Source organism: Methylomonas defluvii, from assembly GCF_033949435.1.
GTDB lineage: Bacteria > Pseudomonadota > Gammaproteobacteria > Methylococcales > Methylomonadaceae > Methylomonas > Methylomonas defluvii.
On the sequence record NZ_JAXARY010000014.1, the window covers coordinates 37,533 to 61,554 of the forward strand.

Genomic DNA, 24,022 nt, shown 5'->3' on the forward strand with positions numbered 1-24,022 from the left:
AAACCATGACGCGGCAAGACGAATTTTACTGCCGCCTCATGCACGGGCAACTGCCGGCATGTTCGCTCAAGGGCTGTTACTGATAGAATTAGGCTTTTTAGTCAGACAGCCATCATGCGCTTAATTAGGGGTTTGAATCATCTTGAGCCGTTACGTGACGGCTGCGTGTTGACCATAGGCAACTTCGACGGTCTGCATCTTGGGCACAAGTTGGTCATCGAAAAGCTGGCCGAGCATGGCCGGCGGTTGAATTTGCCAACGGTGGCAATGGTCTTTGAACCTCAACCGTTGGAGTATTTCCTCGGCGACCATGCGCCATCCAGACTGACCCGGTTGCGCGAAAAAACCATTCAGTTTGCTAAATTACCGGTCGACGAATTACTGGTTTTACCCTTTAACCGCAGCCTGGCCGATTGCGATGCGGAGCATTTCATTCGCGATATTTTGGTCGAGCGCTTGCGCGTCAAGCATTTGGTGGTCGGGGACGATTTTCACTTTGGTAAGGCGCGGCGCGGCAATTTTGCGCTGTTGCAGCATCGCGGTCAGGAGTATGGTTTTGCGGTGGAAGATAGCCATTCTTTCGAGCTGGCCGGTTTGCGAGTCAGCAGCACGCTGATTCGCGATGCCCTGGGCGAAGGCCAATTGGCGCAGGCCACGCTGATGCTGGGCCGGGATTATTCGGTCTGCGGCCGGGTGGCGCACGGCGACAAGCGCGGCAGGGAGTTGGGCTTTCCTACGGCCAATGTCAGAATGTTTAGAAAGAATACCCCCGTCGTCGGCGTATTCGCGGTGACGATGACCGGCTTGAATGGCAACGAGTACCAAGGGGTCGCCAATGTCGGCACCCGCCCCACCTTCGACGGTGGCGCTAAAGTGGTCTTGGAAACGCATTTATTCAACTTCAATCAAGACATTTATGGGCATTACGTGGAAGTGCATTTTAAAAAGAAGCTGCGCGACGAAATCCGTTTTGCCTCGCTGAGCGAATTGAAACTGCAAATCAGCCGGGATGTCGAACAGGCTCAGCAGTTTTTCAGTGAAACATTGGACATGAAATGATTAACTCCGCAAACTTCCCGGCATCGCCTTGTGTCCGTAACTGTTGTCTGAACGACGACGATATTTGCTTGGGCTGTTACCGCTCACTGGATGAAATCCGCCTGTGGTCTAGCGCGGATACGCAGACTCGCGAACTGTTTTTGCAGCAGGCTGCCGAGCGGCGTAGCAAGATTTTGCAGGCCACTCGGTTGAGGTCTGCTTATGTCGAACAGTTGCCGAAAGCTTAAGCGCTACGCCGCCTTTGTAATATCGGCCTGACATCCAGCCAAGCCGCAATGCCTATATACGTAGACAAGCCCAGGCTACCGGCCAGCCAGACATTCACCTGATAGCTATCCAACACGTAGCGGTTGGCAAAATATAGCGCCAAACCCAATGCAAAATAACCGGTGATCTTGAAGAGCGGATAGCTCACCGGATAATAGTGCCGGCCCAAAGCCCAAGAGCAAACCACCATAAACAAATAACAAGCCAGCGTTGCCCACGCCGAGCCGACATAGCCCCAAACCGGTATCCAGCAGATATTCAAAACAATCGTCAGACCTGCTCCGGCCAGCGATACCCAGGCGCCCAAGCCGGTGCGGTCGCTCAGTTTGTACCAGACTGACAGATTGACATAGATCCCCAGCAGCAAATTAGCCATCAGTAATATCGGCACCACCTCCAGGCCCACTCGATACTCCTCGCCGATAAAATATTTGAACAGGTCGATGAACAGCATCACCACTAAAAAAATAAACACTCCGGCAATCACAAAATACTGCATCACTAGTGCATAAGCGCGTTTGGCGTCTGCGCGGCCGGCATAGGAAAAGAAAAACGGTTCGCCGGCGTAGCGAAAGGCCTGCACGAACAAACTCATCAAAATCGACAGCTTGTAGCAGGCGCCGTAAATGCCCAGCATCTTCAGGTTGGTGGGTAAATCGTAAGGCAGCAAGACTTTCAGAATCGCCCTATCCAGCATTTCGTTGACCATGCCGGCAAAGCCGATGATGACCATGGGCAGCGAGTAACGCAGCATGGGCCTGAGCACGCGCGGGTCGAGCTGGAAGCGCACCGCGCGAAATTGCGGCAGTAACAGCAGCAGCTTGCAAACACTGGCGGCCAGATTGGCTAAAAATATGTAACCCACGCCCAGTTTAGGGTCGTAATAAGCGGCCAGCTCGCTATCCGGCCATAAAGTATTCAGCTTCGGCCAGACCAGCAAAAACAAAAGATTCAAGCCGATGGCGATGAATATCTCGGTCATTTTGATGCCGGCGAAACGCCAGGCCCGGTTCTCGGCGCGCAATCGGGCAAACGGCAGTGCCGACAGGGCATCCAGCGCCAGAATCCAACCGAACCACAGCAAATACTCCGGATGTCGCGGATATTGCAGCCAGTCGGCCAATGGCTGTTGCCAATAGTAGATTGCCGCGATGAAGCCGAGATTGGCGATCAGCAAAAAGCTTAAAGCGCCGCGGTAAACCTCATCGCCGCTAAACTCCGGCCGCTGCCGAAAGCGGAAATAACCGGTCTCCAAACCTAGCACCAACAACACCGCAAAAAATCCGGCATAGGCGTAAAACTCGGAGACCACGCCGTATTCGCCGGCGCTGAAGGTGTAGGTGTACAGCGGCACCAGCAGATAATTCAAAAAACGGCCGACGATGCTGCTGAGACCGTAGATGGCGGTTTGGGAGACGAGTTGGCGTAGTGAGCTCAAATGCGCTTAAGTCCAAAGAATGATGGGACCTCCGGGTGAGGCCTAAGGTAGCCATATTGTAAGGTAGTTGCCGGCTTACCGCTCTATACGACACAGCCAGCTGCCCGGGTTACGTTTATTCTGCGCAGGCTAAACTTTGCTCGATCAGGACTTTCGCTGCGGCGGCGGCGGTGCGCATTGCCCCGGATTCTCGGCGTCTCTGTTCGCTAACCATGGCCCCGGAAATCAGCATTGCCAATTGTTGGGACAGTGCTTCCGGATCCCGCGCGCCGGCTTGTCGGGCTAAATCTGTCAATACTTGTTGAAAGGTGTCGGAAAACTCGGCGGCGGCCCGTTGAACAGGATTGGCGGCCTCGGCAAATTCGGCAGCGGCATTGATAAACGGGCAGCCACGAAACTCCGGGCTGGATGATAATTCATCGAATACCGCAAACACCGCCAGCAACTTTTGCTTGGGTTCGCTGGCGCGCTGTTCCATACCGATAAGGATACGATTCAGCATGGCCTCCCGGCTTTTGCTTAGATGCGCCAAGACTAGATCGTCTTTTGACGGAAAGTACTTATACAGACTCATTTTGGTGGTGCCGGCGGCTTTTACTATTGCATCGACACCGGTGGCCTTGATGCCTTGGCTGTAAAACAACGCAGAGGCAGTTTGCAAAATGTGATCTTGGAGATTACGGGCCATAATTTAAGTACCTGGAAAAAACAGCTTGCAACTATACAGACCGGTATGTATTATTTCAATAGACTGACCGGTCTGTTATAGCGCAGTCTTTAATTCAACTACTGGAGATTATTCGATGATTACTTTGTACGGCGTGGCAATCAGCAACTATTACAACAAAGTCAAATTTGCGTTGATGGAAAAGGATATAGCATTCATCGAAGAGTTTACCCCACCCAGCCAGAGCGAGGATTTGTTGCAACGATCCCCGCTGGGAAAAGTCCCGTTCATCAAAACCAGCGACGGTTATCTATCCGAATCGCAAGCGATACTGGAGTATCTGGAAGATGCATTTCCGGAACATCCGCTGTATCCGGCCGATGCTTATGAGCGCGGCAAATGCCGGGAGTTTATCCAACATCTTGAATTGAACGTCGAACTGATTGCGCGCCGCCTGTATGGGGAGTTTCTGTTCGGCAACACCGTATCGGCAGAAACCAAGGACGAAGTCAGAGCCAAGCTCGATACCGGATTAAAGGGCTTAGCCAAACTGCTGAAATTATCGCCCTATGCCCTGGGCGACCGTTTCAGTACGGCAGACATCGTAGCCTGGCCGCATCTGCAATTGGTGGGTTTTGCCACCCAAAAAATCTACGGCGAGAACTTGGTGAATACGCATATTCCGGGCATTGAAGCTTATATACAACTGATCGAAAGCCGGCCGCACGCGCAAATCGTCGGTGCCGACCGGGCAAAGGCGTTAGAAGCCTTTTTTCGGAATAAATAGTCCCCGCTCTGCTATTCCTCAGGTGATTTAGCACAAGACCCTCTTATCACTTTCTGGCATTAAGCCGTCGGCGTAATGATGCCGGCGGCCACTCCATAGTGATTTGCGTATTCCGATCAAATCAGTCAAGGCGGACCGACCGAGTGGAGTCCCTGCTGTGCTAGGGCTTCGGCGCCTGCTATTCAGGACATTTACGCATAGACCAATTCAGAATTAATTGTCTATACTTCGCTTCCTAACGGCTATCACAATTTGTTTTCGAACATTTAGCGGGAGCCAAGCTCCGCAACCTTCAATTTAGGAATTTACTCATGCGACTATTAGCCACTGAACCCGCCAGTATTGCGAAAATTTTGGATGCCAGTATCAAACTTTACTCGGCCTGCTTCAGCAGACTATGGGGCATTCTTTCAATACTTGCCGTGCTGTATATCGCCATGGGTTTGCTGACTGCGACTTTGCAGCCCGATCCGGCCGCACCACAGACTGCGGCGCTGGAATTATTGTCTGAGAACCTGTTACTGATATTAGCGTTTGTCATTGTTTTCTCCTTGGTGTCTTTCGTGCTCTATGCCGCCCTTATTTACCGCTTGGATAATCTGACCAATGAACGGGAAGACAGTTTTTCCGAAGCGATAACGGCCGGATTCAGAGCCTTTCCCTCTATGTTCCTCGCCGCGTTCCTGTACATGGTTGTGATAATCGTGGGCTATATCCTGCTACTGATACCGGGCTTGATCTTGACCTTATCGCTGATGTTTTATCTCTATTTCATCGTCATCGACGGCCTTGGCGGCTATAGAGCTCTTAGAGCCAGCCACTCTTTGGTTTGGGGACATTGGTGGCGGACTGCGACAATCTTTACCGTACCGATGATCATCTGGATGGCAGTGATGTTTGCGCTGGGGTTTTTGATGGCTTTTCTGGCGCCGGCAGACAATCAAGTCTTGATGCAGATTTTGATGAATTTATTGTCGGTGTTTTTCATGCCCTATTTTTTCGCGCTGGGTTACGTGCAGTTTCACGACTTAAAGTTGCGTAAATCGGGCAGCGACCTTGCCTCTCGCCTAGGCAGATAATGCGGTTTGCTGCTTTACTGCTGTTGTGTCTGGCCGGCTCATCCCAGGCGCAAGACAACAGCTTACAAGCCTGCCTGAACCTTGCCCGGCAACAATCCGGGCAACAGCTAGATATAAAAAAACACTGTCCGGCTCTGTTCAAGGAATTGGCAAACCAGGGCCTGCTGACCAGTTTCGATCCACCATTAACTGCCGACGTTAGCGCCACGCAACTGGCGCTTTTAGCCGACAGCCTGAATAATTCTGGGACCATCCGCCAGGAAGGCCTGACGCTATTGTTAGCTGAAATTTTGATCACGCCAACCGACGACTCGCAAGCGAATTGGTGGCAAGCCGTCCTGAACTGGCTGAATAGCCTCAAGCCGGCGGACCATGAAGACCAATACCAGCAGTTGCAGCGCTGGCTGGCGGCCTTGAAGCCATCGCAACAAGCGGCAGAGATTATCATCTACGTGTCGATTGCCTTATTGCTGGCACTATCGGCCTGGCTGGTGATTAGCGAGTTGTATCAGGCCGGGGTTTTTCGCAAATTTTCCGGCAAGCGCCAGCCCGTCACTCCCGCCGGTAAGCTGGCTGAAACGCAATCATCGGCTTCGCATCCGGCGATTAAGACCTTAACACCGCAAGAGCAAATCGGCGCATTGCTGGCGCAACTGATAAACGCACTAATCCAGCGCCAACTGCTTCCGGCCGACCCCAGCCTGACCCATCGGCAACTCGTTAGTCATTTTCAACAACAAGCCCGACAAGCGGATTCGGCATTTTCCCGTTTGGTCCGCCAAGCCGAACCCTTGCTTTACGGCCATCGCCCTGTTGATGCGGACTTGGTCGGCAATTACCGGCGCGAGGTGCAGGCGCTATTGGGCAATTTGCGCTCATGAAAGAACGCCTGATTACCCTTCTAACCGCACTGGCGGCATTGGCGCTGGTGATTTTGTTGTTGTCGCCGCGCCATCCCGATGCGCAAAAGCCGCTATCGCTACCGACCAGCGAAGACCGCGGAGCAGATGGTCTGAAAGGGCTTTTTACCTGGCTACAACGCGAAGGACTGAATGTCGTCAGTTTTCGCAAACGCTACAGCGATCTGCATAAGGACAAAACCCTTCCGGAGCGCGGCAATGTGCTGATTGCCAGCATGCCAGCTTCCAAAGAAATCCGAGAAACGGAGTGGCCGGCGCTGGCGGACTGGCTGGAGCAAGGCAACACGCTGATCGTTCTAGGCGCCGTGTATCAACACCCGGGCTGGGCCGCTGCCGAGAATTGCTTTTGCGATGTTAAGGAACTTTTGTCACGCTACGACTGGATCCTGGATTCCGCAGATCAACAAGACGAGCCAAACACCCCGGAAACACAGACGGATAAAACCCTGCAAAGTACCCTAAACACCCTACAAAACAGCCTCAAAGGCGCTCTCCCTCAAGACAGCCAATTGCTTGCTCAATCCTCGCACCCTCTGCTGCAGGGCGTCACCAGCCTACAGACCCAAACCTCGGCAGACTTGTTAAAAGCCGCATGGACGCTGAGCGGCAGCGAACCTGAGAATCTCTCGCTGCGCTTGCTGTCCGAGCGCGATAGCCATCTCACCACCGCCTGGTGGATGAATGCCGGCGCCGGCCGGATCGTGTTGCTGCTGACCCCGGATTTGTTTAGTAACCAGCGGTTGGGGCAAGCAGACAACGCCCGGTTTATCGGCAATTTGCTCAAGCAATCGCTGGCGCCGGCAGGCCGATTGTTGTTCGACGATTACCATTTCGGCTTGTCCGAACTGTACGATCCCGAGCACTTTTTTAAAGACCAACGGCTACATCAAACCTTGTGGTGCTTTGGCATATTCTGGCTGCTTTACGTGGCCGGCTACACCAGCCGCCTGGCGCCGGTGCGCCAAGCCGGCAGTCAACTATCCACCCGGGACTTCATCAAGGTTAACGCCGAATTTTTCGCGCGCCGCCTGAACCAGCCTGTATTGGCCGAGGCCCTGGTCAAGCATCTGCTGGCGGATATTCATGCTCGGCGGGGAATGCGCAGCGAAGCGGAAGTCTGGCTTTGGCTGGAACAGCATAGCCGGGTAAGCAACGATCAGATCACACTACTAAAACGGGCGTTAGCCAAACAACGTCTTTCATTACTGCGTTTATCCAACACTATTACTTACATCAGGACAGTCACGCTATGAGCAACAACGCAGCGCAAAATTTGAATCTCCACCTGCGGCAACAAATAGGCAAGGTGGTATTCGGCATGGATGAGGTGCTGCACGGCTTGGTCGTCGCCTGGATTGCCGACGGCCATGTGCTGCTGGAAGGTGCGCCGGGCCTGGGGAAAACCCTGTTGGCCAAATCACTGGCGCAATTGATGAGCGGCAGTTTCGGGCGCATCCAAGGCACCGCCGATCTGATGCCGTCCGATATTACCGGCCTGCATATCTTCAACACCGAGGCTAACAGTTTCGAATTCGTCCCCGGCCCCTTGTTTAACGAAGTGGTGCTGGTTGATGAAATCAACCGCGCCGGCCCCAAGACCCAATCGGCATTGTTGCAAGCAATGGAAGAAAAACTGGTGACGCTGGATAGAAAAACCTATCCGCTAGCAGAAAACTTTTTTCTGATTGCCGCTCAAAACCCCTTCGATTTCGAGGGCGTTTATCCCTTGCTGGAATCGCAACTGGATCGCTTTTTGGTGCGTCTGGACATTAACTATCCGCAACTGCCGGCGGAGGTGGCGGTGCTCAGGCACTACGATAAACCGGGCGGCGGGCACAGCACGGCGTTGCAACAAATCCAAGCCCTGCCGGAAACGCTGCTGCGGCAAGCGCGCCAAGAGGCCGCCGCTGTTCACGTTGAAGACTGTTTGTACCATTATGCCATCATGCTGGCGGAAGCCAGCCGTAACCATCCGCGTTTAAGCCTGGGCCTGTCGACCCGCGGCGCACTTGCCGTGATGCGCTGCGCACGGGTGGAAGCGGTGCTGGACGGCCGCGATTTCCTGATCCCCGATGACATCAAAGCGGTCGCGCCGCTGGTAGTCGGGCATCGTTTACTGCTCAGTTCCGAAGCCATGCTGGAAGGTTACTCCGCCATCCAAATCTACCGGGAAATCGAAAATCAGGTCGCCGTTCCCCGCAGTGCGGAAGCGAAATAATGTCAATATCGCGTTTGACACTGCTGCTGGCCGGCTTGATTATTCTGCTAGCCATCATCGGAATCTGGAGTGGCGAGCCGCTGCAAGGTTTCTGGCGATGGCCGGCGGCCTTGCTGATAACGCTGATGGCTTGGGAACGCTTCAGGTTGACGGACAATATCGAGTTGCACAGGCAAGTTCCGCCCACTTTGGCACTGGGCGAGTCAGTCGACTACAGCATTCAAGTCTGCAACCGGGCCGGTTCCAAGGTCCGCTTCGAAACCCAAAGCGACTACCCTGCCGCCATTGTCGGCGACAACTCGCTGCAGCGTTGGCTACTGGGCGCGCATGAAACCCAAAGCCGGCAGTTTTCGATTACGCCCACCCGCTTGGGCGGCACCTCCTTGGGCAGTTTGTATGTAAAACAGCTGGGCGCGTTCGGCTTGTGCTGGTGGACGCGGCGGATAGACGACGACATCGCCATGCGGATAGAACCCGCCCGGCTGAACAACTTTGTAGACCTGTCCGGCATGCAGCAGCTTGGTAGCCGCGGCAGTGCCCAGGCTCGCAGTAGCGGCGTCGAGTTTTTGGATTTAAGCGAGTATCGGCGCGGCGATTCCTTGCGCAGCATAGACTGGAAGGCCACGGCCCGGCGCGGCAAGCCCATGGTGCGGCATTTCGAGCGCGAACATTTGCTGGAAATTGCGGTGCTGATCGATTGCGGTTTGAGCAGCCGCCTGCAAAGCGAACACATGGACCGCTTACATCATTACATCAATGTCGCCGCCAAATTGACGGAATTTGCCAGCTACCAAGGCGACCGGATCGCCTGTCTGGCCTACGCCCAACAAACTGTCGATAAAACGCCGATGGCCGGCGGCATGAACTCGGTCCGGGCCATACGTCAGCTGTTGAGCCGGCTCACAGTGTTTAACGAGAACGGCAATGCCCTGAATGCCGCACTGGAGGTCAAGCAACTGCTGAAACGGCGCGGTCTGGTGATTTTCCTGACCGAACTGGAACAGCCGGAAGCCGCTTTGCAGTTGGTTCAAGCCGGGAAATTACTTTCCACCAAACATCAAGTCCTGGTCGCCACAGTCGATGAGCCGGCGATTGGCGACGATCTGAAACAAAACGGGGTCTACTGGCAGGACCCTTATCGGAAATTCGCCATTCTCGAATACCTGCGCGGCCGCGAGTTGACCCGCAAGCGTTTACAGGGCAGTGGGGTAGCGGTAACCAGCGCCACCGCACAGAATCTGGACCGGCGGATACTGGCTTATTACCGGAACAAGCGCGACACCATCGCGGCAGCCTGATGTTAAATACCCGGTACCAACCTGTGTAAACAACTGACCTGTTTTTAATAAGATGATGAATAACCCCCTGAATAAACCCGGTTCGTTCCAGGATTATCTGCACATACAATCGGCAGACGGTATGGATTACCAGTTGGAAATTGCCGGAATGGGCGCATGTACCTATGCCTTCGTCATCGATTGGCATATACGACTGTTGTTGGCGATTAGCTGGGTAGCGATCTGCGGCTTGGCGTTCTTTAACTGGGAAGAAATGCGCAACGTGTTTAAAGCGGGACATCCCGGCTACACCGGCCTGGTTTTAATCTTACCGACACTGCTGATATATTTTTTGTATCACCCGGTGCTGGAAATCCTGATGGCCGGACGAACGCCGGGCAAGCGCATGACCGGTGTTCGTTTGGTGGATTTACAAGGGCATACCCCCGGCATAGGCGCGCTGTTGTTGCGCAATGTGTTTCGCCTGATCGACTCGCTACCCGGCTTTTATTTTCTCGGCTTGGTGGCTGTCGCCTTCACCGGCAAGCGCCAGCGGATCGGGGATTTAGCGGCGGGCTTGGTACTGGTGTATGACAACGTCGACAAGACCCATTCCTTGCAGCAAATTTCCACGTTAACCCTGCATTCCCGTTTAAGCGGCGACGATCAGACTCTGCTGCTGGATTTGTTGAAACGCTGGGACGAACTGGCCTCCGAACGCCGGATCTTGTTCGCCACACAATTTTTAAGCCGAATCGGCCGCGACATTCCTGAAGCAAATGGCAAACAGACGCAAGAACAGGTCTTAAAACGGGCTCTGAAAAGCTTGTTAAGCGAACCCTGAGCCGACGATGCAGCAGTTAAACAACCAATCTCAAGCATTGTCTCACTGGTTAAATGCCCGGAAAAGCCAATGGGAAAGCCTGGAAAACACCCTTAAACCGACGGCTAGCCGCCGCGCCCAGGAAATCAGTGATGCCCGCCAGCTGCTGTCAGGCTATCGCGCCCTGTTGAGCGATTTGTCCTTGTCGCGCCGGGTAAACGGCAAAGCCATGATTACCCGTTACCTGGAAAACCTGTTCTTAAAAGCCCACGAAGAAATCTACGGTCCCGCCAATCATCCTTTGGCGCGTTTGATCGATTTATATCATTGGGAAATACCGCGGCTGATGCGGGAATTGAAAACCGCAATCTTCAGCGCCTTTGCGCTGTTCGTGCTGGGTATTGCCGCCGGCTGGTGGCTGATTGGCAGCTATCCCGATTTGATCGGTCTGCTGGCCTCGCCGAAGATGATAGACCACGTTCAGAAAGGCGAATTATGGACCGACGGCCTGCTCAACGTCGCGCCGTCCTCGGTATTGTCCCTTAGCATTGCCGCCAACAACATCACGGTGACACTGTTCGCTTTTGGCTTAGGGGCATTCTACGGCGTCGGCACCCTCTACATCATCGGCTTCAACGGTTTCATGCTGGGCGGAATCTTTGCCTTTACCGCCGCTTACCAGCTGGACGGGCGGTTATTTGCCTTCATCATTGGCCATGGCGTGGTCGAATTGAGCGTCATCATCATCGCCGGCGCGATGGGCTTGCAACTCGGTGAAGCCCTGATACGGCCCGGCGCCCGCAATCGACTGCAAGCGTTTCAGGAGACCAGCATCAGTGCCGGCAAAGTACTGCTTGCGGTAACTCCGTTTCTGATTTTCGCCGGTTTGATCGAAGGCTTTGTCTCGCCCGATCAAGCCTTCAATTTGCCGCAAAGAGCGGTAATCGGCTGCTGCAGCGGCATGATATTCTGGCTGATATTGTTGTTCGGCGTGCCGGGAAAATCCAGACAGCCGTGACAGTACTTCGCAGCTATTCGGTATAGGCTAATACTGCTTAAGGTATTGCCTTGCCGATAATAGCGATAGCTTGGTTGTCGAAACGATAGGTGGAGAGGTCGAGGTAGAGGCTTGCGGCTTTTTAAGCTCGGCTAGCGCCAGTCTTGTATTGAAAAGCGCGAGAAATAAGTCTGGCAAAAGCGGCGCGGACGGGCCTGTGAGGACGCCGGCCCGCGCCTTCTAAGGCTTAAGCTTCGTAATTGGCGCTGGCGAATTCCCAGTTAACCAATGCCCAGAACGCTTCCAGATATTTAGGACGCAGATTGCGGAAATCGATGTAATAAGCGTGTTCCCAAACATCGCAAGTCAACAACGGCGTTTGCCCGGCAGTTAACGGGCAACCGGCGTTGCTGGTGCTAACCAGTTCCAGACCGCCTTTGTCGTTTTTCACCAGCCACGCCCAGCCTGAGCCGAAAGTGGTGACCGCGCATTTGGTAAATTCTTCTTTGAATTTCTCGAAAGAACCGAATGTTCTATCAATGGCATTCGCCAAACCACCGGTAGGTTCGCCGCCGCCGTTGGGAGACAGGCTGTTCCAATAAAAGGTGTGGTTCCAGATTTGCGCTGCGTTGTTGAATACGCCGCCAGAGGATTTTTTCACGATCTCTTCCAGGGACAAGCCTTCAAACTCAGTGCCGGGAACCAGATTGTTCAGGTTGGTGACATAAGTTTGGTGATGTTTGCCGTAGTGAAATTCGATCGTTTCTGCGGAAATGTGCGGCGCCAATGCGTCTTTTGCGTACGGTAATGCAGGTAATTCAAAAGCCATCTTTATTCTCCAGATTGATTGAACAGCAGCAGTTATTAGGCGCGGGCTTACCGCCCAAACCTAATTACCCAGCATTATAATAAAGAATTATTGCTTAACACTACCTAATCTAAGGAAAACAACGATGGCACTTGAGGTTGAACATAAGTTTTTGCTGGCGAACGACGACTGGCGCGGCGAAATCGATCATTCCGTACACTACAAACAGGGCTATTTAAGCAGCAGCCCGCTCAGTTCGGTGCGCGTGCGAATTTCCGACAAGCAGGCTTGGCTGAATATCAAGAGCGCCACTATCGGTAGCCATCGTCAGGAGTTTGAGTATGAAATCCCGTTGAATGACGCCAACAGTATTCTCGACGAGCTATGCCATAAGCCGTTAGTGGAAAAAATCCGTCATTTTGTCTATCGCGACCGGCATGTTTGGGAAATTGACGAATTCATGGGCGATAACCAAGGTTTGATTGTCGCTGAAATCGAATTGTCGGCAGTAGGAGAGGCCTTTGTTAGGCCGGACTGGGTCGGCATGGAAGTTACCGACGATATACGCTATTACAACAATAATCTCTGCAAGCATCCGTTCAAGGATTGGGATAAATAAGCGGCAACAAGCCAGATAGGCGATAAAAGTTGCCGTTTTCTGAGGTTTGCGGCGTTTGTTGCAAAACTGGGACAAGATATTTGCAGAGTCGCTACAGCGCTACAAATGCATACCTAGCCTTCCTCACTAAAGCCTGGCGCATAGCGAATTTTTGCGACAGGCAATACTTTGTTAAAACAATAATTTAAAGGACGTATTGAAATCCAAAATGCAATGCTCTATATTGAATGTATGAGCAAAGCTACTTTTGTTGTTTTATTGATACTTTTCGCCGGTCCGCTGCATGCATCGGAGCTGGCGACCGCTATTGCCCGCTTGGAAAGCGAGTGGGCCAGCGTTTATTATCAAAGCGACGAAACCCGGCAAAGACAAACTTATCCGCAAATGCTGGAAACTGCCGCCGAATTAACCAAACGCTACCCAAACGCCGCCGAGCCGAAAATCTGGCAAGCGACGATTATCGCCACCAATGCGGCGTTTCAATCTTCGTTGAGCGCCTTGTCCAGCCTGCAAACCGCCAAGACACTGTTGGAAGAAGCCATCGCCCAAAATCCCAATGCGCTGGATGGCGCGGCCTATGTCACGCTGGGCACGCTGTATTACATGGTGCCTGGCTGGCCGGTATCTTTTGGGGATAATCAGCTTGCGGAGCAAATGTTGAAAGCCAGCTTGAAAATCAACCCCAACGGTATCGACGCCAATTACTTCTACGCCGATTATTTGCTGCAACAGGATCGCAGCGCGGAAGCTGAGGAATATTTGCACAAGGCCGTCCAGGCCCCGCTGCGCAAACAGCAAGTATTTGCCGATACCCAGTTGCAAAACGAAGCCAAAATGGCGCTGGCACACACCCAGCAACGTAAATCCAACGCCGGCAAAAATAAATTTCAATCGTTGTTCACTTCCGCGACAGCCGACTAAATCCGCCTGGCCCGTTTGCCTTTGGCTGTAGAATAACCCTACTTTCAAAACAGGCCACGACTGGCATTTATGAAAAAAACCATTTTCGGACTGTCCTCGGTATTTTTTTTACTGTTTTGTACGTCCAGCACCGCTGGCACACCCGCAGCAAACCAGCCGCTGGAACCAGTAGCGCTACAATTGAAATGGTTTCACCAATTCCAATTTGCCGGTTATTACGCGGCTATCGAGCAAGGCTATTATGCCGAGGAAGGCTTGCAGGTAAAGATACGTGAGCGGAATCCTGACCAGGACTACGTAGAACAGGTCGCATCCGGGGAAGCCGAATACGGCATCGGCGATTCCGGCATCATTGCCCAGTATGCCAACGGCAAGCCCATAGCGGCTCTAGCCGCCCTATTTCAGCACGATGCGCTGGTGCTGTTCAGCAAACAAGCTTCCGGCATCGTCAGCCCCTACGAAATGGCCGGCAAGCGCATCATGTACGATGTGGTGGGCGAGAATAATGCGCAGATTCGCGCCTTACTCGCCGAAGCCAATCTAAACGAAAGCCGCTATCAAAAAGTTGCCGAGACCTTTAACAACGCCGACTTTATTGCGGATAAAGTCGATGTGATGTCCGGCTATATCACCGACCAGCCATTCAGCTTTCGCACCGCCGGCATCAAATTCAACATTATCAATCCGCAAAATTACGGTATCGACTTTTACGGCGACTTGCTTTTCACCAGCCGCAAAGAGCTACAACAACATCCCGGCCGCGCAGAGCGCTTCCTCCGGGCCAGCCTGAAAGGCTGGGAATATGCGCTGTCTCACCCCGATTGGCTGATCGAGCTGATCCAGCACAAATACCCAAGCAAACTGAGTCCGGAGCAACTGCGCTACGAAGCCGAGGAAACCCGTAAGCTGATCATGCCGGACTACATCCCGCTGGGCCAGATAGAAGCTACCCGCTTACGCCGGGTAGCCGACATTTATGCCAGTCTGAAATTAGCGCGTCCTTTAAGCGACGGCCAACTCAATGAGTTTGTCTACGGCGGCAGACAATCCGCCGATTTGCCATTGAACGACGCGGAACGACAGTGGCTGGCTGAACATCCTGAAATTCGGGTGGGCATAGACAAGAATTTTCCGCCATACGAATGGCTGGATGCCGCCGGCCTGCATCAAGGCATGGTTGCAGAACACCTCAAGCTAATCGAGCAGAGATTGGGCGTGAAGTTCGTGCTGATCATGGACAAATCCTGGCAGGAAGTGCTGGACATGGCCAAACGCGGCGAACTGGACATGCTCGCCGGGGTGACCAAAACCCCTGATCGTGAGCAGTACCTGAGCTTTACCCCTCCCTATATCAGCACGCCGACGGTGATCATCGGCGACAAAAGCAGTGCTTATATCGATTCCCTGCCACTACTGACGGGGAGACGAGTCGCTATCGAACAAGGGTATTTTGTGCAGGAATTGCTGAGCAGAGACTACCCAGGGATACAACTGCTGACCGCCCCCTCGGTACACGAAGCACTGAATCTGCTGGCCGAAGGCAAAGTGGATGCTTATATCGGCGATGCGGCTTCGGCCAGTTACACCATCAAACAACAAGGCTTATTGAATCTGCATATTGCCGGCCAGCCTGGGTATGTCAACGAAACCCGGATGGCCGCACTCACATCTCAGCCGCACTTGCGGTCGTTACTGGAGAAAGCTCTGTCCAGTATCAGCCAAGCCGAACATGACGCCATTATTAACCGCTGGATGGCTTTGAAGGTCGAGCAAGGCATTCAACTGGACGCGCTATTGCGATCCGCCACCGTTGCGCTGCTGGCCCTGTTGTTTTTCGTCTATTGGGTGTTCAGGCTGCGTAAGGAAATCAAGGCTCGCAAACGTAGCGAGGCCGACTTGGCGCGGCTTTACACCAATATGTCGCTGGGCTTTGCGCTACATCAGGTAATACGCGACGACAGCGGCAAAATCGTCGATTATCGCTATCTGGATATTAACCCGGCCTTTGAAAAAATGACCGGTATTGCCCGCGAGAACTGGATAGGCAAAACCGTGAAGCAGGTGTTGCCAAACACCGAGGGAGCCTGGATCGCCAGTTTTGACGGGCTGGATACCAGTGGCGAGCCGCAACATTTTGAAAACTGCGTAACCGATCTGGGCCGCTGGTATGCCATCGATAGCTATAAAGCCGGCCCCGACCGTTTCGTCGTGTTAGTCCAGGACATTACCGAGCGCAAACAGACCGAACTGGCACTAAAAGAGAGCGAAGAACGCTTTCGGATAAGCCAAATCTATGGCGGCGTCGGTATTTGGGAAGCAGATTTGTTGAAAAACCGCCAGTTCTGGTCGGAAATCGTCACAACTGAATTGGGTTTTCCGCATAAGCCACTCAATACCTGGAATGATTTCCTGGAAGTGGTTTGTCCGGAGGATAGGCCTTTAATTTTGGAAGCGACCCGCGAGCACCTTGAACGCGGCGCCAATTACGATGTGGAGTACCGTATCCAAACCCCTAACGGCGAAAAGCGCTGGATGCGCTCGGTGGGTCAGGTCGAGCGCGACGGTAACGGCAAACCGGTGCGGATGCGCGGGATTGTCCATGATGTTAGTAAACGCAAAGCGGCCGAGGAAAAACTACGGCTGTCGGCGCGGGTCTTTTCGGACGCCCACGAAGGCATCATCATTACCGACCTCAACGCCTGTATCATTGATGTCAACGCCGCCTTCACGGACATCACCGGCTATAGCAGCGAGGAAGCATTGGGACAAAATCCCAGCTTTCTGAAATCCGGCCGGCAAGCGCCGGAGTTTTACGAAGCCATGTGGGCCATCATAAACCAGACCGGGCATTGGCAAGGCGAAGTCTGGAATCGGCGGAAAAATGGGGATTTGTATGCCGAACTGTTAACGGTTTCGGCTTTGCGCGATGACGCCGGCAATATCATCAATTACCTGGGTTTGTTCTCGGACATCACCGAGAGTAAGCAACAACAGCAAGCCCTGGAAGTGCTGGCGCATTTCGATCCGCTCACCCAATTGCCCAATCGCGCCTTATTCGCTGATCGCTTTGCCCAGGCTATCGCCCACAGCAAACGCGCCGAATCGCTGTTGGCGGTATGCTATCTGGATTTGGACGGATTCAAGCAGGTTAACGATAACTTCGGCCACGAAACCGGCGACCAGTTGTTGGTGGAAGTGGCCAAACGCATCAAGTTAAAGCTGCGCGAAGGCGATACGGTTTGCCGGCTGGGCGGCGACGAATTTGCGTTGTTATTTGAAAATTTGCAATCGGTGCAGCAATGCGAAGATGCCTTGACCCGCATACATCAGGCCATGGCCGAACCGTTCGAGCTGGAAAACCGCCATGTGCGGATTGCCGCCAGCAGCGGCGTGACCATCTATCCGCTGGATTTGGAAGATCCGGATATTCTGTTGCGCCACGCCGACCAAGCCATGTATCAGGCCAAATTGGATGGCCGCAACCGCTATCGGATTTACGATCATTTGCCCGGACAATCGAGCAGCATCAATCATCGCCCCAGCCGCTTGGAGCAAGCTTTGGCCGAAGTCGGCCAGGCGCTGATGGATAACCAGTTTTGCATGTACTACCAGCCCAGAGTCAATATCAAAACCGGCGAAGTGGTCGGCGCAGAAGCGCTGATCCGTTGGCATCATCCGCAACGCGGCGTGTTGCCGCCGGCCGAATTTCTGCCCATAGTCGAAAACACTACCTTGGAAATTGACCTGAGCAACTGGGTGCTACGACAAGCCTTCAAACAATTGCAGGTCTGGCACGATCTCGGCCTGAATCTACAAGTGAGCGTGAACATATCCCCGCGCCATCTGCAATGGCCGGATTTCATCAAAACCCTGGAAACCTTACTAACGGAATACCCGCAAATTCCTTCCTGGCAATTGGAATTGGAAGTGCTGGAGAGTAGCGTACTGGAGGATTTGATCTCGGTTGGGGAAACGCTGAAACAATGCTTTCACGACCTGGGCGTACCCTGTGCGCTCGACGATTTCGGCACCGGTTATTCGTCGCTGGCGCATTTGCGGCATTTGACCATCAACACGGTAAAGATCGATCAGAGTTTTGTCCGCAATATGATAGACGACCCGGATGACATGGCCATCGTCGAAAGTGTGATTGCGCTGGCCAAAGCCTTCAAACGCGAAGCAGTTGCCGAAGGCGTGGAAGATATAGAACACGGGATTTTTCTGATCGATTTGGGATGCAGCATCGCCCAAGGTTCCGCCATCGCCGAAGCGATGCCGGCCGACGCGGTGTTGGCTTGGGTCAACAGCTATCGCAACCCTCAGGCCTGGACCGATTGCGCCAGACTTTCGCTGACTAATTGGCAAAACCAATTGGAATTACTGAAACTTCAGCAGCAGTATTGGTTGCGCCGTCTGGAGCAATGTCTGCATCCCCCAACCGGCACGAGTCCGCGCTGGCCGATCCTGAACTCGAAAAAATCGCACCTGGGTAGATGGCTGGAACGGCTCAAACACGAACGCGGCATTGATGCGCGCTTGCTGGAACAACTGGAGCGGGCGCAATCCCGCCAACAAATCCTAGCGGAACAACTCCAACGTCATCGGCTGGACGGCAGAAGCGGCGACAGCGCAGATTTCAGCCAATTACGCGAAGCCAATCTGCAAATAGTGCAGTTACTGGAGCGCCTAGAACCCGCGGCCTAAGCCTGTTCGGATCACCCCCAGCAAGCTGCCGATACAACGTCAGGCGGATTTTGAACCCGTTAGACCAACCACAATCCACCTGACGAAACAAACACTTGACGGGCCACCTCCACATGCTTAAGGGCAAAGCCACAAGGCTTACGCGAATCGCTTATTGGCCTGCACGCGAGGCTCTCAGGTTTGGGGTTGCGCCCATTTGGTTTAGCCGAATCGCTTTTTACCTGGCCCGCAACGTTATCGTGGCTTGCGGTTAAAGCAATTTGCTATCGGCGAACACTGTTTCTGCTTGCGCGCTTGCCCAGACAGCTTTGCGATTGAAGCAATTTGCCTTGCACGAACGACTAAATGGCTTGCGCGCAAGGTTGAGTAGGTTTGAGTTTGAACCAAATTGGCGAAGCCGAATAGCTTTTTACCTCGCGCGCAAAGTTATATTGGCTGGCAATTAATGCGATTTGCTATGGGCGAGAACTGTTTTTGGTTGCGCGCTTGCTTAGGCCAGTTTGCGATCAAAGCTATTCGCTTTGCGCGCGTGGCTTTTTGGCTTGCCGACATGCCTTAATGCTTGGCCCTTAAGACTAAAAGGTATTCGGGAAAGGCAAGAAAGTTGGGATTGATAGCATTTAAGCTCAGCGGTAAAGCCTTGCTGTCGGCCGTCCCCCGCGGCCGGTTGCAAACGCCGCCGTCAAGCTTAGCCGGCGGCTGGTTCGACTTTGCTCTTGGCGCCACGATTGAATCGCACCGCCATCGCTTGCCGCAGCGTTTCCAAGGCCGCACCTTTGCCAGCAATTTTTAATGAAGCGTAAGCATCCAGGCAGAAGCTGTAAATATCGCTGCCCAGCGCCATGTCGGTATCGTCGCCGCGCGCCTGCAAATCCCGCAGCCGATGCAAGCGCGGGCGGAGTTGGTCAAGGCTGGTCATGTCGGCTTGCGCCTCAGGCATATTCAGATTGGGCGGAATCGCCTGGGCGTTTTGGGCGGCCAGCAGCATTGTCTGCCGGCAGAACGCTTCAGTCTTATCGCCCATCTTCAAAATATTGCGGCGCTGGTCGGGCGACAGCGTCGCAAAGCCGGCGAAATGGGTTTCCAAGGTAGTCAACGCCGCGTCGATTTCCGCCAGCGCGGTGTCAGTGAACGTTAACGATAACAAATTCTGACTCATCTCAATCTCCTACATAGTTGTCGAAGTCGCGAACCGGCAGCGCCTGTCCGCAGAGAAAAAGCGTAGGCTATTTTTCTAAAAAGGAGTGATTTTATATGTTAGAAAATGGCTTTTTTATTCGGTAAAGCCCGTAGCCTGGATGCAGCGAAGCGGAATCCGGGGTTGAGATTTAACTTTTATGGATGCTCTTGATTCAGGCCATACTTGCTGTGGCCTGAGAGGGAAGGCTTAAAGCGACCAAAACCGCCGGACGAATACAATAGTGCCAATGGCAATTGCCTAGCCGAAAATAGGCGTAGTGTGTGGTGCGTCTACGAACCGAACCAATCGCGAACTATGCGCTTCACGCTGTTCAGTACATCCTACGGTCCTTTCGCGTATGACCTTCTAACAGCAATATTCTCGATGTCATCTTTATAGTATCTAATGAGATCGAATACTCTATCCGATATCCTCTTATACTCATCAATGTTTACATCCATGTATTCTCCGTGAGCGATATAATTTCTCTTATTAACTATTGATTCGTCAATGAATGGGTATAAATGCATATATTTATTCACATCTACACCGACCGATTTCGCAATACGATCAAATACTTCTGAACTCAAATTAGACTCCGTATTTACGTAGTTTTTGTACTTAATACAGGCGCTTTTATTCATCTCATCTAAGATAAATCTCAATGACTCTACCGCAATACTTGCATTTTTAGTTTCTGCAAGGTTTGATAAATGAGATTTAAATGATTGAATAACATACACATCACTCAACTCATCATTTTTTAGCTTTTGGTTAGAGATATAATTTAGAAGGAGTTCAGAAGATGCTTTAATAAAACCCTCCCAATGAGAATACAGCACAGCGACTCCCGCTCTCAATATGGTTTTATTAACAACATTATCTTTCTTAGCGGCATGCATCCTTAATTCAATAATTTCTCGTTTACGCCAAGTTATTTCGTCATTCAAGGCTGCTGAAAACTGATGAATAGTTTTGATTCTCATGTTAAAACCAAGTACTCGCTATTGGCAAAATATTTGCCAGTCTAGTTGTACCCCGAACGCCTGCTCTTGCATTATTAGAAAACCTTTCATCTCCCCACATTTTTTTTATTGAATCGACAAGAGAATTGATCCCACATTTTTCAATATTATCTATTTTATGAGACATTCCATGAGTAATTGCTTCATAAGCCGAAATTAAGAATCCTCTTTCAAAAACTCCATTATCAAACTTTTTAAAGCTATCACTTCCTAGAGACTTTTCAAGAATTTCAAATATTCTGTAGAAAATCTCTAACTCATGATCAATATCATATCTATCATCCGTAGCAATATCGATCGCCACCTCATCAAGCCAATCATGTACATCAATTTTTTGATCATACTTCTTGTATCTATAGGCTAGAAATCGAATCAACAGCTCCATAGGTTTTTGTTCGGAAATTGACCTATCAGTTTGAGCGGTACATTGGACAAATTTTGCATTTTGAGCAGCCACAACAAGCTTTTCATAGAGTTCCTTGTTAAGCATTACCAATACGCAATTTCTTACTTCTTGCTCTGATAGTCTGGCTCCACCGGTATTTAACCTCTGAAAGAGTTCATATTTTGCTCTTTGATCACTTTCCCGCTTTAATATCTCAACCCTAATTCGAGAACGCTCTACATCTAACCTGATTGACATCGGAAGAGCCGATTCATCATCATCGTTAATAGGCTCCCAGTGTAACCCATCCAGAGAGGGGAGTAGTTTTGTGCCAGATGGAGTAAATGGAGCAATTTTTGAGCCATTTTCGTCCATAAGAATACCTGCATAGTGAAATACAGTGGATAAGCGTTGCAATCCATCAATTAGCTCCCACCTCCCCTTTTCATCGGTAAAGACAAATATAGGAGGAATAGGTATACCTAAAATAAGCGACTCTAAAAACCTTGTGCGTTTTGACTCATCCCATCGATATAAACGTTGATACTCTGGACGAATGACAAGCTCTCCGCGCTCATAGATACGCATAATTTCACCAAGAGACATATCTAATCCGTCTTTAACTATCTCTTGCTTGGCTTTGTTTACTTCTTTGTCAATGCTCATTTTAATAACCAAATTTTGATTCAGTAGGACCGTAGGGTGGATAAGCGCAGCGCCATCCACCTAATTTAAAATCCTTCTACTCTATGGCGGATGACGCTACGCTTATCCACCCTACAACTTTCGTTATTTGAATATCAAACCGGCGTGCCGGATTAAATACACCAATTTCCGCTTGGGTCCGATCTCTCCTCCCGGTCATCGGACAATTCAAAACACAACGAGGAAATCACAGCCAATAAAAAAGGATTTGCCGAGACTTAACCCGACAAACCCTTAAACCCAAACCCAAACCCAAACCCAAACCCAAACCCAACATATTCGGAATCCATTCCGCCAAAGCTGCGGCTATTCCACCGTGACCGACTTAGCTAAATTCCGCGGCTGATCGACATCGGTGCCTTTCAGCACGGCGACGTAGTAGGACAGCAGTTGTAGCGGGATAGTGTAGATGATCGGCGAGATGGCGTTGGCGACGCTGGGCATTTTGACGATTTGCACGTTCTCGTCGGCGGCATCGCTTTCGGCCAAGTCCTCGTCCATGAACACGATCAACTGTCCGCCGCGGGCGCTGACTTCCTGGATATTGGATTTCAGCTTTTCCAGCAGGTTGTTGTTGGGCGCGACCGTGACCACCGGCATTTCGGCATCGATCAAGGCCAGCGGGCCGTGCTTCAATTCGCCGGCCGGATAGGCTTCAGCGTGGATATAGGAAATCTCCTTGAGCTTCAACGCGCCTTCCATTGCGATCGGGTAATGGGTACCACGGCCGAGGAACAGCGCGTTGTGCTTGTCCGCGAAACGCTGCGACAACAGTTCGATGGCATTGTCCAGCTTCAGCACTTTTTCGATGTTGCCGGGCAGGGCAAACAGTTGCGAGACGATGTGCTCTTCCTGGTCGGCGCTGAGCTCGAAGCGGCGGCCGACTGCGATGATCAGCATCAACAAGGCCACCAACTGGGTGGTGAAGGCCTTGGTCGAAGCAACGCCGATTTCCGGGCCGGCGCGGGTCATCAACACCAGATCGGATTCGCGTACCAGCGAGCTCTCCGGCGCGTTGCAGATCACCAACGAGTGTTTGACGCCGAGCTTTTTGGCTTCCTGCAATGCGGCAAGCGTGTCGGCAGTTTCGCCGGACTGGGAAATGGTGACTACTAATGTATCCGGTGCCACCACCGGGTTACGGTAGCGAAATTCGCTGGCAATTTCGATCGAGCAGGGCACGCGGGCGTATTTTTCGAACCAGTAGCGAGCGACCAGTCCGGCGTGGTAACTGGTGCCGCAGGCCAGGATTAGCACCGATTTGATCTGGTCGAACACTTCGCCGGCGTTGTGGCCAAAGGCGTTGTCCTGCAGGCGGTTGTCGATGAAGCGGCCTTCCAGGGTTTCGGAAACCGCCCAGGCTTGCTCGTAGATTTCCTTGAGCATGTAGTGGCGGTATTTGCCTTTGTCGACTGAGTCGGCTTTCAGCTGGCTTTCGATGACCGGGCGAACCACACGGCGGCCGGCTTCGTCGAAAATGGTGACGCCGTTGATGGTCAATTCGGCCACATCGCCGTCTTCCAGGAAGATGAAGCGCTGGGTAACCGGCAGCAAGGCGGCAATGTCGGAGGCGATGAAATATTCGCCGATGCCGATTCCGATGACCAGCGGGCTGCCTTTACGGCAGGCAACCAATAAATCCGGTTGTTCGCTGTCGATGACGCCCAAGGCATAAGCGCCGCGCAGGCTTTTGACGGTTTTGGTGACGGCGTCGAGCAGGCTGTCGGCGTCTTTCAGTTCTTCAGCAACCTTATGTACGATGACCTCGGTGTCAGTCTCCGAGGTGAAGACGTAGCCGTTTTCCTGTAATGCGGTGCGTAAATGATCGTGGTTTTCAATGATGCCATTATGTACCACCGCGACACGGTCCTTGCTGACGTGGGGGTGGGCATTGCGGGTGCTGGGCTTGCCGTGAGTAGCCCAGCGGGTGTGGGCGATGCCGATGCGGCCTTCGATCGGGTCGGCGGCGATTAGGGCTTCCAGGCCTTTAACCTTGCCCAACTCGCGCTTGCGGAATATTTCTCCGCTATTGACGACAGCCAAGCCGGCAGAGTCGTAGCCCCGGTATTCCAGACGCTTCAAACCCTCTATCAATATCGGTACCACATTGCGTTGGGCAACGCCCGCGACTATCCCACACATA

The 24,022-nt window shown here is 52.4% G+C and carries 20 protein-coding genes; 13 read left to right on the top strand and 7 right to left on the bottom strand.

Annotated elements, in window-relative coordinates; all coding sequences use genetic code 11:
• Window positions 1-114: 114 nt before the first annotated feature.
• Together ribF and QLH52_RS15190 are read left to right on the top strand one after the other, a co-directional pair.
• Window positions 115-1,059, top strand: a complete 945-nt coding sequence (gene ribF, locus QLH52_RS15185; RefSeq protein WP_319962128.1) for a bifunctional riboflavin kinase/FAD synthetase — start codon at window positions 115-117, stop codon at window positions 1,057-1,059.
• Window positions 1,056-1,286 (top strand): DUF1289 domain-containing protein, encoded by a 231-nt coding sequence (locus tag QLH52_RS15190; RefSeq protein ID WP_319962130.1) that lies wholly within the window; start codon window positions 1,056-1,058, stop codon window positions 1,284-1,286. Before ribF ends, QLH52_RS15190 begins: the two co-directional genes overlap by 4 nt.
• Here the strand turns inward: QLH52_RS15190 and QLH52_RS15195 are convergent.
• Together QLH52_RS15195 and QLH52_RS15200 are read right to left on the bottom strand one after the other, a co-directional pair.
• A complete protein-coding gene (locus tag QLH52_RS15195) occupies window positions 1,283-2,764 on the bottom strand; it encodes an oligosaccharide flippase family protein (RefSeq protein WP_319962131.1) in 1,482 nt (493 codons plus the stop codon). The genes QLH52_RS15190 and QLH52_RS15195 overlap by 4 nt on opposite strands.
• 115 nt (window positions 2,765-2,879) lie before the next feature.
• Window positions 2,880-3,452 carry a TetR/AcrR family transcriptional regulator gene (locus QLH52_RS15200; RefSeq protein WP_319962132.1) on the bottom strand — a complete coding sequence of 191 codons (573 nt, stop codon included), beginning with the start codon at window positions 3,450-3,452 and terminating at the stop codon, window positions 2,880-2,882.
• A 115-nt stretch (window positions 3,453-3,567) separates the two neighbouring features.
• Here QLH52_RS15200 and QLH52_RS15205 point away from each other — a divergent pair, with 115 nt between their 5' ends.
• The 8 genes from QLH52_RS15205 to QLH52_RS15240 all read left to right on the top strand — a co-directional run bounded on the left by QLH52_RS15205 (window position 3,568) and on the right by QLH52_RS15240 (window position 11,553).
• Window positions 3,568-4,218 (top strand): glutathione S-transferase family protein, encoded by a 651-nt coding sequence (locus QLH52_RS15205; protein ID WP_033156937.1) that lies wholly within the window; start codon window positions 3,568-3,570, stop codon window positions 4,216-4,218.
• Between the two features lie 311 nt (window positions 4,219-4,529).
• The gene (locus tag QLH52_RS15210; protein ID WP_101052841.1) at window positions 4,530-5,297 is read left to right on the top strand and encodes a YciC family protein; all 768 of its coding nucleotides are present in this window, start codon (window positions 4,530-4,532) and stop codon (window positions 5,295-5,297) included.
• Window positions 5,297-6,178 carry a DUF4129 domain-containing protein gene (locus QLH52_RS15215; protein WP_101052843.1) on the top strand — a complete coding sequence of 294 codons (882 nt, stop codon included), beginning with the start codon at window positions 5,297-5,299 and terminating at the stop codon, window positions 6,176-6,178. Before QLH52_RS15210 ends, QLH52_RS15215 begins: the two co-directional genes overlap by 1 nt.
• Entirely contained in the window at window positions 6,175-7,470 is a 1,296-nt protein-coding gene (locus QLH52_RS15220) for a DUF4350 domain-containing protein (protein WP_101052845.1), read from the top strand. Before QLH52_RS15215 ends, QLH52_RS15220 begins: the two co-directional genes overlap by 4 nt.
• A complete protein-coding gene (locus QLH52_RS15225) occupies window positions 7,467-8,435 on the top strand; it encodes an AAA family ATPase (RefSeq protein ID WP_101052847.1) in 969 nt (322 codons plus the stop codon). The genes QLH52_RS15220 and QLH52_RS15225 overlap by 4 nt, the downstream gene beginning before the upstream one ends.
• Window positions 8,435-9,733 carry a DUF58 domain-containing protein gene (locus QLH52_RS15230; RefSeq protein WP_319962133.1) on the top strand — a complete coding sequence of 433 codons (1,299 nt, stop codon included), beginning with the start codon at window positions 8,435-8,437 and terminating at the stop codon, window positions 9,731-9,733. The genes QLH52_RS15225 and QLH52_RS15230 overlap by 1 nt, the downstream gene beginning before the upstream one ends.
• Window positions 9,734-9,785: 52 nt before the next feature.
• Window positions 9,786-10,556, top strand: a complete 771-nt coding sequence (locus tag QLH52_RS15235) for an RDD family protein (protein WP_319962134.1) — start codon at window positions 9,786-9,788, stop codon at window positions 10,554-10,556.
• A gap of 7 nt (window positions 10,557-10,563) precedes the next feature.
• The gene (locus QLH52_RS15240) at window positions 10,564-11,553 is read left to right on the top strand and encodes a stage II sporulation protein M (protein ID WP_319962135.1); all 990 of its coding nucleotides are present in this window, start codon (window positions 10,564-10,566) and stop codon (window positions 11,551-11,553) included.
• Window positions 11,554-11,779: 226 nt separating this feature from the next.
• Here the strand turns inward: QLH52_RS15240 and sodB are convergent, their stop codons facing one another.
• The gene (sodB, locus tag QLH52_RS15245; RefSeq protein ID WP_033156944.1) at window positions 11,780-12,361 is read right to left on the bottom strand and encodes a superoxide dismutase [Fe]; all 582 of its coding nucleotides are present in this window, start codon (window positions 12,359-12,361) and stop codon (window positions 11,780-11,782) included.
• A gap of 124 nt (window positions 12,362-12,485) precedes the next feature.
• Between sodB and QLH52_RS15250 the strand changes: the two genes are divergently transcribed.
• The 3 genes from QLH52_RS15250 to QLH52_RS15260 all read left to right on the top strand — a co-directional run bounded on the left by QLH52_RS15250 (window position 12,486) and on the right by QLH52_RS15260 (window position 18,584).
• Window positions 12,486-12,959 carry a CYTH domain-containing protein gene (locus tag QLH52_RS15250; RefSeq protein WP_319962136.1) on the top strand — a complete coding sequence of 158 codons (474 nt, stop codon included), beginning with the start codon at window positions 12,486-12,488 and terminating at the stop codon, window positions 12,957-12,959.
• A gap of 231 nt (window positions 12,960-13,190) precedes the next feature.
• The gene (locus tag QLH52_RS15255) at window positions 13,191-13,880 is read left to right on the top strand and encodes a tetratricopeptide repeat protein (RefSeq protein WP_319962137.1); all 690 of its coding nucleotides are present in this window, start codon (window positions 13,191-13,193) and stop codon (window positions 13,878-13,880) included.
• Between the two features lie 69 nt (window positions 13,881-13,949).
• On the top strand, window positions 13,950-18,584 hold the full coding sequence (locus QLH52_RS15260) for an EAL domain-containing protein (protein WP_319962138.1): 4,635 nt from the start codon (window positions 13,950-13,952) through the stop codon (window positions 18,582-18,584).
• Between the two features lie 688 nt (window positions 18,585-19,272).
• On the opposite strand, the gene QLH52_RS15265 is transcribed toward QLH52_RS15260, so the two are convergent.
• The 4 genes from QLH52_RS15265 to glmS all read right to left on the bottom strand — a co-directional run bounded on the left by QLH52_RS15265 (window position 19,273) and on the right by glmS (window position 24,021).
• Complete coding sequence (locus QLH52_RS15265; RefSeq protein ID WP_319962139.1) at window positions 19,273-19,743, bottom strand: hypothetical protein; 471 nt, start codon at window positions 19,741-19,743, stop codon at window positions 19,273-19,275.
• Between the two features lie 362 nt (window positions 19,744-20,105).
• Complete coding sequence (locus tag QLH52_RS15270) at window positions 20,106-20,750, bottom strand: MAE_28990/MAE_18760 family HEPN-like nuclease (RefSeq protein ID WP_319962140.1); 645 nt, start codon at window positions 20,748-20,750, stop codon at window positions 20,106-20,108.
• 1 nt (window position 20,751) lies between these two features.
• The gene (locus tag QLH52_RS15275; protein WP_319962141.1) at window positions 20,752-21,840 is read right to left on the bottom strand and encodes a DUF262 domain-containing protein; all 1,089 of its coding nucleotides are present in this window, start codon (window positions 21,838-21,840) and stop codon (window positions 20,752-20,754) included.
• 345 nt (window positions 21,841-22,185) lie between these two features.
• Window positions 22,186-24,021 carry a glutamine--fructose-6-phosphate transaminase (isomerizing) gene (gene glmS / locus QLH52_RS15280; protein WP_319962143.1) on the bottom strand — a complete coding sequence of 612 codons (1,836 nt, stop codon included), beginning with the start codon at window positions 24,019-24,021 and terminating at the stop codon, window positions 22,186-22,188.
• Window position 24,022: the final 1 nt, after the last annotated feature.

What these genes read in the sequence shown, in the direction of transcription:
- QLH52_RS15265 (WP_319962139.1), bottom strand. Translation starts at nt 19,743, where the DNA reads ATGAGTCAGAATTTGTTATCGTTAACGTTCACTGACACCGCGCTGGCG.
- QLH52_RS15260 (WP_319962138.1), top strand. Translation starts at nt 13,950, where the DNA reads ATGAAAAAAACCATTTTCGGACTGTCCTCGGTATTTTTTTTACTGTTT.
- QLH52_RS15255 (WP_319962137.1), top strand. Translation starts at nt 13,191, where the DNA reads ATGAGCAAAGCTACTTTTGTTGTTTTATTGATACTTTTCGCCGGTCCG.
- QLH52_RS15215 (WP_101052843.1), top strand. Translation starts at nt 5,297, where the DNA reads ATGCGGTTTGCTGCTTTACTGCTGTTGTGTCTGGCCGGCTCATCCCAG.
- QLH52_RS15200 (WP_319962132.1), bottom strand. Translation starts at nt 3,452, where the DNA reads ATGGCCCGTAATCTCCAAGATCACATTTTGCAAACTGCCTCTGCGTTG.
- QLH52_RS15210 (WP_101052841.1), top strand. Translation starts at nt 4,530, where the DNA reads ATGCGACTATTAGCCACTGAACCCGCCAGTATTGCGAAAATTTTGGAT.
- QLH52_RS15220 (WP_101052845.1), top strand. Translation starts at nt 6,175, where the DNA reads ATGAAAGAACGCCTGATTACCCTTCTAACCGCACTGGCGGCATTGGCG.
- sodB (WP_033156944.1), bottom strand. Translation starts at nt 12,361, where the DNA reads ATGGCTTTTGAATTACCTGCATTACCGTACGCAAAAGACGCATTGGCG.
- QLH52_RS15190 (WP_319962130.1), top strand. Translation starts at nt 1,056, where the DNA reads ATGATTAACTCCGCAAACTTCCCGGCATCGCCTTGTGTCCGTAACTGT.
- QLH52_RS15205 (WP_033156937.1), top strand. Translation starts at nt 3,568, where the DNA reads ATGATTACTTTGTACGGCGTGGCAATCAGCAACTATTACAACAAAGTC.
- QLH52_RS15225 (WP_101052847.1), top strand. Translation starts at nt 7,467, where the DNA reads ATGAGCAACAACGCAGCGCAAAATTTGAATCTCCACCTGCGGCAACAA.
- QLH52_RS15270 (WP_319962140.1), bottom strand. Translation starts at nt 20,750, where the DNA reads ATGAGAATCAAAACTATTCATCAGTTTTCAGCAGCCTTGAATGACGAA.
- QLH52_RS15240 (WP_319962135.1), top strand. Translation starts at nt 10,564, where the DNA reads ATGCAGCAGTTAAACAACCAATCTCAAGCATTGTCTCACTGGTTAAAT.
- QLH52_RS15235 (WP_319962134.1), top strand. Translation starts at nt 9,786, where the DNA reads ATGATGAATAACCCCCTGAATAAACCCGGTTCGTTCCAGGATTATCTG.
- QLH52_RS15250 (WP_319962136.1), top strand. Translation starts at nt 12,486, where the DNA reads ATGGCACTTGAGGTTGAACATAAGTTTTTGCTGGCGAACGACGACTGG.
- ribF (WP_319962128.1), top strand. Translation starts at nt 115, where the DNA reads ATGCGCTTAATTAGGGGTTTGAATCATCTTGAGCCGTTACGTGACGGC.
- glmS (WP_319962143.1), bottom strand. Translation starts at nt 24,021, where the DNA reads ATGTGTGGGATAGTCGCGGGCGTTGCCCAACGCAATGTGGTACCGATA.
- QLH52_RS15230 (WP_319962133.1), top strand. Translation starts at nt 8,435, where the DNA reads ATGTCAATATCGCGTTTGACACTGCTGCTGGCCGGCTTGATTATTCTG.
- QLH52_RS15275 (WP_319962141.1), bottom strand. Translation starts at nt 21,840, where the DNA reads ATGAGCATTGACAAAGAAGTAAACAAAGCCAAGCAAGAGATAGTTAAA.